The organism is Geothrix campi (genome assembly GCF_024609265.1).
GTDB classification, from domain to species: domain Bacteria; phylum Acidobacteriota; class Holophagae; order Holophagales; family Holophagaceae; genus Geothrix; species Geothrix campi.
Window position 1 is genome coordinate 1 of sequence record NZ_JANHMP010000008.1, and the last position, 5,406, is coordinate 5,406.

A 5,406-nucleotide genomic window follows, 5' to 3' on the forward strand; every position below is an offset into this window, starting at 1 on the left:
GGGGATTTAACGTCGCAGCGACCTACTTTTCCACTCCTGTGAGGAGCAGTATCATCGGCCCTCCAAGTCTTAACTGCCGTGTTCGGGATGGGAACGGGTGTGACCCTTGGGGAAAAGCCACGACGAAGGGGTAGAAGGGTTGAGAAGGGTTAAGGCGAAGCTCCGTGGAGCGTTCGTGGGTAATGAAGTTGATGCAATTGATTGATGAAAGGTCAAGTCTGTGGACCGATTAGTATCGCTCAGCTGAAGCCGTTACCGGCCTTGCACATGCGACCTATCAACGTGGTGGTCTACCACGGGTCTCATAGGGAGATCTCATCTCGAGGGGTGTTTCGCGCTTAGATGCTTTCAGCGCTTCTCACTTCCCAACTTAGCTACCCAGCATTGCACCTGGAGGCACAACTGGAACACCAGAGGTCAGTCCATCCCGGTCCTCTCGTACTAAGGACAGGTCCTCTCAAATCTCCTGCGCCCACACTAGATAGGGACCGAACTGTCTCGCGACGTTCTGAACCCAACTCACGTACCACTATTGATCGGCGAACAGCCGAACCCTTGGGACCTGCTTCAGCCCCAGGATGTGATGAGTCGACATCGAGGTGCCAAACCTTGCCGTCGATATGAACTCTTGGGCAAGATCAGCCTGTTATCCCCGGCGTACCTTTTATCCGTTGAGCGATGGCCCTTCCATTCGGGACCACCGGATCACTATAACCTGCTTTCGCACCTGCTCGTCGTGTCTGACTCGCAGTCAAGCTCCCTTATACTATTGCGCTCTGCGGCTGATTTCCAAACAGCCTGAGGGAACCTTCGTACGCCTCCGTTACGCTTTAGGAGGCGACCGCCCCAGTCAAACTACCCGCCTGACATTGTCTTCCACCCGGATCACGGGTGCGAGTTAGAGATCAGCGTTAAACAGGGTGGTATCTCAACATTGGCTCCACCGACCCTAACGAGCCAGTTTCATAGCCTCCCACCTATCCTGCACAGTCCAACGCCAACCTCAATGTCAAGGTGTAGTAAAGGTGCACGGGGTCTTTCCGTCTAAGTGCGGGTAACCGGCATCTTCACCGGTGCTACAAGTTCGCTGAGTCTCTGCTGGAGACAGTTCCCAGATCGTTACACCATTCGTGCAGGTCGGAACTTACCCGACAAGGAATTTCGCTACCTTAGGACCGTTATAGTTACGGCCGCCGTTCACCGGGGCTTAAATTCGCAGCTTCGCTTGCGCTGACCGCTCCTCTTGACCTTCCGGCACCGGGCAGGTGTCAGCCCCTATACCTCCTCTTTGGAGTTTGCAGAGACCTGTGTTTTTGTTAAACAGTCGCCTGGGACATTTATGTGCCACCACCTCGGGCTATGAACCCTACCGTGGTACCCCTTCTCCCGAAGTTACGGGGTTAATTTGCCGAGTTCCTTCAGCAGAGTTCTCTCAAACGCCTGAGGATTCTCTCCTCGACTACCTGTGTCGGTTTGCGGTACGGACACAAGCACCTCTCCTTAGCAGCTTTTCTCGGCAGTGTAGGATTAGGACTTTTCGTCAGAAACCTTGGACTCGTGGCACCCGGACTTCCCTAAGCACCATCCTTGGATCCTTTCGCAGAACATTCCATAGCTCTGCGTCCCTACCTTCCTGCGTCCCTGCATCGTACAAACGAGATGCTCATGGTGCTGGAATATTAACCAGCTTTCCATCGCTTACGCCTTTCGGCCTCAGCTTAGGGCCCGACTAACCCAACGCGGATTGACCTTGCGTTGGAAACCTTAGTCTTACGGCGGACAGGGTTCTCGCCTGTCTTTACGCTACTTATGCCGACAGAGTCTCTTCCCATGTCTCCAGCTGTCCTTACGGTCAACCTTCACAGACGTAGGGAATGCTCCCCTACCACTTACGTTCGCAGCTTCGGTAACATGCTTTAGCCCCGTTGAATTGTCGGCACAGACCCGCTTGACCAGTGAGCTATTACGCTTTCTTTAAAGGATAGCTGCTTCTAAGCTAACCTCCTGGCTGTCTAAGCACATCCACATCCTTTTCCACTTAGCATGTATTTTGGGACCTTAGCTGGCGATCTGGGTTCTTTCCCTCTCGACTACGGATCTTATCACCCGCAGTCTGACTGCCGGACTTCACGGCGTGCCATTCGAAGATTGGTTGGATTCAGTAAGCTGGTAAGCCCCCTAGTCCATTCAGGTCTCTACCTGCACGACGAAACATCCGACGCTAGCCCTAAAGCTATTTCGGGGAGAACGAGCTATCACGGAATTTGATTGGCCTTTCACCCCTATCCTCAACTCATCCAAGCGGTTTTCAACCCACACTGGTTCGGACCTCCATCCGGTGTCACCCGGACTTCATCCTGGTCAAGGATAGATCATCCCGTTTCGCGTCTATTTCCAGCGACTGTCGCCCTATTCAGACTCGGTTTCCCTACGGCACCGCCTCTTCGGCTTCGCCTCGCCACTGAAAATAACTAGCCGGCTCATTATGCAAAAGGCACGCGGTTCCTCTGGTAAACCATAGAGGTTCCACTGCTTGTAGATTGACGGTTTCAGGTTCTATTTCACTCCCCTCATCGGGGTTCTTTTCGCCTTTCCCTCACGGTACTGGTTCACTATCGGTCAGATGAACATATTTAGCCTTACCGCATGGTCGCGGCAAATTCTGTCAAGGTTTCTCGTGCCCCGACATACTTGGGAACACCACTCAGAGTCCTAGTAGCTTTCGCATAAGGGGCTATCACCCTGTATCGCCGGCCTTTCCATGCCGTTCCGCTAACTATAGGTTTTGTAACTCTGTGTTGAGGGGCAGCCTCAACCTGTAGGTCCCACGACCCCCTCTACGCAACGCCTGCCGCTTACACGTAAAAGGTTTGGGCTCTTCCGGTTTCGCTCGCCGCTACTCCCGGAATCACTGTTGTTTTCTGTTCCTGTGGGTACTGAGATGGTTCACTTCCCCACGTTCGCCTCTCAAAGCCTATGAATTCAGCTAAGAGATTCTTGAGCTTTCACCCAAGAGGGTTTCCCCATTCGGACATTCCCGGATCACCGTTCGCGTGCAACTCCCCGAGACTTTTCGCAGCTTACCACGTCCTTCATCGCTGTCATCTGCCAAGGCATCCACCGTCAACCCTTTGTAACTTGGCCTTCCATCAATGAATTACATTGACTTCAGACCCACGAGAGTTAATTGATTTCGCTAAACTTGCCTCGCCTTAAGCCCACAACGTCACTTCAACGCTATGGATCACCCTTCTCTATTCCTTCTATTTAACTGTCAAACAACTGCTGTCTTGTTCAGACGCCAACCCTTGAGCTGGATTCAAATCCCTCAGGATCTCAACTCAACTCAAATTGGTGGGCCTAGGTGGATTCGAACCACCGACCTCACGCTTATCAGGCGTGCGCTCTAACCAGACTGAGCTATAGGCCCCTGTTCGTGCTCCAGCAGGCGCTGGTGGACCCGACCGGGATCGAACCGACGACCTCCTGGATGCAAACCAGGCGCTCTCCCAGCTGAGCTACGGGCCCAATCTGGACGCCCAAACACGCTCGTCAAAGATTGCCCGAGCGTCTTTAAAAACCGGATAGAAATTTCGATCGGAAGCGTTGACCTTTCGTCACCCCTAAAGGTGACTCTCCTTAGAAAGGAGGTGATCCAGCCACAGGTTCTCCTACAGCTACCTTGTTACGACTTCACCCCAATCACCAAGTTCACCATTGAGACCTAGCCCCCTTGCGGGTTACCACAGCCTCTTCAAGTGCTCCCGGCTTTCGTGATGTGACGGGCGGTGTGTACAAGGCCCGGGAACGTATTCACCGTATCATTCTGATACACGATTACTAGCGATTCCACCTTCATGTAGTCGAGTTGCAGACTACAATCCGAACTGAGGACGACTTTCTCCGATTAGCTCCATCTCGCGACTTTGCAACGGTTTGTATCGCCCATTGTAGCACGTGTGTAGCCCTGGACATAAGGGCCATGAGGACTTGACATCATCCCCACCTTCCTCCCGGTTAACCCGGGCAGTCCCCGTAGAGTTCCCGCCATGACGCGCTGGCAACTACGGGTAAGGGTTGCGCTCGTTGCGGGACTTAACCCAACATCTCACGACACGAGCTGACGACAGCCATGCAGCACCTCTGTAGCAGTTCTTGCGAAAAGGCACATCTCTGCACCGGTCCACTACAGTTCAAGCCCAGGTAAGGTTCTTCGCGTTGCGTCGAATTAAACCACATGCTCCACCGCTTGTGCGGGCCCCCGTCAATTCCTTTGAGTTTCAGCCTTGCGACCGTACTCCCCAGGCGGAACACTTAACGCGTTAGCTCCGGCACGGAAGGGGTCAACTCCCTCCACACCAAGTGTTCATCGTTTACAGCGTGGACTACCAGGGTATCTAATCCTGTTTGCTACCCACACTTTCGCGCCTCAGCGTCAGTTACTGTCCAGGTGGCCGCCTTCGCCACTGGTGTTCCTCCTCATCTCTACGCATTTCACCGCTACACGAGGAATTCCACCACCCTCTCCAGTACTCTAGCCTTCCAGTCTCAGATGCAGTTCCCAAGTTGAGCTCGGGGATTACACATCTGACTTAAAAAACCGCCTACGCGCCCTTTACGCCCAATAATTCCGAATAACGCTTGCCCCCTCTGTATTACCGCGGCTGCTGGCACAGAGTTAGCCGGGGCTTCCTCTCCAGGTACCGTCAAGCACACATGCTATTAACACGTGCACCTTCGTCCCTGACGACAGGGTTTTACAGTCCGAAGACCTTCATCACCCACGCGGCGTTGCTGCGTCAGACTCTCGTCCATTGCGCAAAATTCCCCACTGCTGCCTCCCGTAGGAGTCTGGACCGTGTCTCAGTTCCAGTGTGGCCGATCACCCTCTCAGGCCGGCTACTGATCGTCGCCTTGGTGGGCCATTACCCCGCCAACTAGCTAATCAGACGCAGGATCCTCTTTTTGCCCCAGGCCTTGCGGTCCCCAGGTTTCACCAGCAGCATCCCAGCCACTGGTCTCATGCGGTATTACCACTCCTTTCGGAGCGTTATTCCCCACAAAAAGGTAGATTCCCCACGCGTTACTCACCCGTCTGCCATGCACCTTGCGGCACATCCGACTTGCATGTGTTAGGCACGCCGCCAGCGTTCATTCTGAGCCAGGATCAAACTCTCAAGTTTCATTCTGAACTCTCACCCTCGGGTCTCCCCTCGGGCCAATGTTCTGGTCGAAAAATTGTTCTGAATTCTGCGCAGCATCCTTAGACGCCCCACAGAACCCTCAAAGGCTTCCTATCTTCTATCCGGTTTTCAAAGACGCTCACCGTGCTTCCGCACAGTCCGAAGTCGCCTCGCGGCCCCTTCCAGCACCTCGCAGCCTCAACTGCGCAGGACATTCAGACTA

2 tRNA genes and 3 rRNA genes are annotated in these 5,406 nt (G+C 53.8%); all 5 read right to left on the reverse strand.

The features are described from left to right. Positions 1-9: 9 nt before the first annotated feature. Positions 10-125, reverse strand: a 5S ribosomal RNA gene (rrf, locus tag NOV65_RS15295). 83 nt (positions 126-208) lie between these two features. Then, positions 209-3,144: ribosomal RNA gene (locus NOV65_RS15300) — 23S ribosomal RNA — on the reverse strand. 208 nt (positions 3,145-3,352) lie between these two features. Then, positions 3,353-3,430: transfer RNA gene (locus NOV65_RS15305), tRNA-Ile, on the reverse strand. Between the two features lie 22 nt (positions 3,431-3,452). Beyond that, positions 3,453-3,528 (reverse strand) — tRNA-Ala (locus NOV65_RS15310). A gap of 115 nt (positions 3,529-3,643) precedes the next feature. Continuing rightward, positions 3,644-5,183, reverse strand: a 16S ribosomal RNA gene (locus NOV65_RS15315). Together the 16S, 23S and 5S rRNA genes with 2 tRNA genes alongside form the textbook arrangement of a ribosomal RNA operon. Between the last annotated feature and the right edge of the window lie 223 nt (positions 5,184-5,406).